The organism is Protofrankia sp. CiT1 (genome assembly GCF_917627335.1).
In the GTDB taxonomy this organism is placed as follows: Bacteria; Actinomycetota; Actinomycetes; order Frankiales; family Frankiaceae; genus Protofrankia.
The window spans coordinates 1,225-3,360 of the sequence record NZ_CAKJTP010000278.1 but is presented as its reverse complement, the minus strand read 5'-3'; the positions used below and the strand labels follow the sequence as shown (position 1 = coordinate 3,360).

Here is a 2,136-nt window from a genome sequence, read left to right as displayed (position 1 = left end):
CCTGGACGGGCTCGTGCTGTCCTTCTCCCGCGCCGAGTGGGCCGCGTTCGTCGACGGTGTCGAAAACGGCGAAATGCGCTTCTAATGGGATGTACCGGGTCGCTGTAGGGCAGGCTCGGTGCCGGTAGCCGCTGGCAGGTGAGCACTCTGGGCTTCTGGACCGAAGTCGAGTCCTAAGGTCAGACCGTGCCCCTGCCGGTGGTCGGGAGAGCTGACTGCTGATGGGGTGTCGTGGCCGTCGACTGCGATGTGACCACTTGACCATTAGGGCGTGATGGATCTCCCGTGGGCTGCCGGACTGCTGCCGGTGCGGAGGAGGCCTGGATGCTGTTCGTCGGGGACGACTAGGCGGAAGACGTGCGACACGAGGTGACATGCTGTGAGTGGGCTCGTGGATTGGAGGGCCGACGGTGTCGGTGACGTAGCTCCTGGCCAGTGTTCAAGGTCAGTCCCCGCCCTGACGTGCGCCGCGGGTAACTGCGGGGTGCGGAACTCAGGGAAGAAGCCGAAGCGGTCCCGTTCTATCCGGGAGCGTAGGCGAGGGGAAGACCGGACGGGCGAACGTGAGTGAACCCCCGCTGATGCCTCGTTACCCAGAGCCTCGGGAGATGGGATGAAGACCGGGGTGCAGGGCCTGGCCGTGGAGGAACGGCAAGCGGCGGCCGAAGAATCTTCGTCGGTCGTGTGAACACCGCTGGCCTCGGGGCCGAGGGGGCGCCCACCCCGGTCGCAGCTCGCGCATGTCGAACGTGGAAACCCCGTCTGGGTCCGGGGACGTCGTCAGGTGTCACCGGTAAGCCGGAGGCAACGAAGGCCCAGCTCCTTGGCGGGAACAGGATGCCCAAGAAGCGAACGCCGGTGCGTCGAAAGGCGACGGGAAACCGGGACAGGTGGTCGGCCCCTTCGCCGATCGTCTCGCATAACCGGCCGGATACCGGGCCACTGCCCGGACTCGAAAGGGTGCTGACGTGGGCAGGTGAGCCTGTGAAGCGATGCGGTTTGAACCGCCGGAACCGAAGGACAAGTTGGACGCCATGCTGACGGACACACGGTGGACGCGGTGACGGTGAACGGACCGGAGGACGCGCTCCTCGCCTGGGACGCCGTTGACTGGCGGACCTGCGAGGAGGAAGTACGGCGGCTACGGCAGCGGATCTTCAAGGCGGCGCAGGAGCAGGACTGGCCCAAGGTCAGGAACCTGCAAAAGTTGATGTTGCGGAGCCGGTCGAACACGCTCATGAGCGTGCGGCAGGTGACGCAGCGCAACGCGGGGCGCAAGACTGCGGGGATCGACGGGGAGGTCGCTTTGACCTCCAAAGCGCGGGGCGAGGTCGCGGTGCGGGTACACCGGTCGGTTTCGTCCTGGACGCCCCTCGCGGTCAGGCGCGTGTTGATCCCGAAGGCATCAAACCCAGCGAAGTCCAGGCCGCTCGGAATTCCGGCGATCATGGACAGATGCCACCAGGCTCGGGTCCGTAACGCGCTCGAACCAGAGTGGGAGACCCGGTTCGAGCCCCGTAGTTACGGGTTCCGGCCGGGTCGTGGCTGCCACGACGCGATCGAGGCGATCTATGCCGTCTGCAAGGGGCCCGGCTCCAAGCGGGTGTGGATTCTCGACGCCGACGTGGCGGCGGCGTTGGAGCCATCGTCACACTGCTCCTTTCGCTGATTGTGGGGGTCAGAACAGGGCGTCCGTGGGTGGCGGGACCTGTATTCGCAGGCCTTTTCGTCGTCCGGTGCGGACGTGGACGTGGACGGCCTGGAGCTCGCCGCGCTTGACACGCTGCATCACGGTCTGGCGGGAGACGCCGAGGGCGAGGGTGGTTTCGAGCATCGCGAGCCAGCCGTCGGGGGCGTCGTCGACGAAGAGGTTGCGTAGTTCGTCAGTCATGCGGATGCGCCAGGAGGCGCCGGGGGTGTCCTGTTCGCCGGCGACGAAGCCGTCGCCGATCCAGCGGTGCAGGGTGGAGGCCGCGATGCCGAGTTCCCTGGCGGCGTCGGCGATGGTGAGCAGGTCGCCCTGGGGCTGGTCCGGGTCGGGCTGGTGGCAGGGGATGGTGTGGTGGAAGCGCAGGGACTGCACGCGGGTGGCGGTGAAGGTCAGGCCGCGGGCGGTGCGCCGGCCCTGCCGGTTGC

General features: G+C 67.4%; 1 protein-coding gene and 1 pseudogene. One reads left to right on the top strand and one right to left on the bottom strand.

The window, feature by feature from the left end; all coding sequences use genetic code 11:
• The first annotated feature begins 1,060 nt into the window (after nucleotides 1–1,060).
• Nucleotides 1,061–1,669: a reverse transcriptase N-terminal domain-containing protein gene (locus tag MJ785_RS21460; RefSeq protein ID WP_239382657.1), complete on the top strand. Its 609-nt coding sequence runs from the start codon at nucleotides 1,061–1,063 to the stop codon at nucleotides 1,667–1,669.
• Between the two features lie 9 nt (nucleotides 1,670–1,678).
• Here MJ785_RS21460 and MJ785_RS21455 read toward each other — a convergent pair.
• Nucleotides 1,679–2,136, bottom strand: a pseudogene (locus tag MJ785_RS21455) (recombinase family protein); the annotation flags it as partial.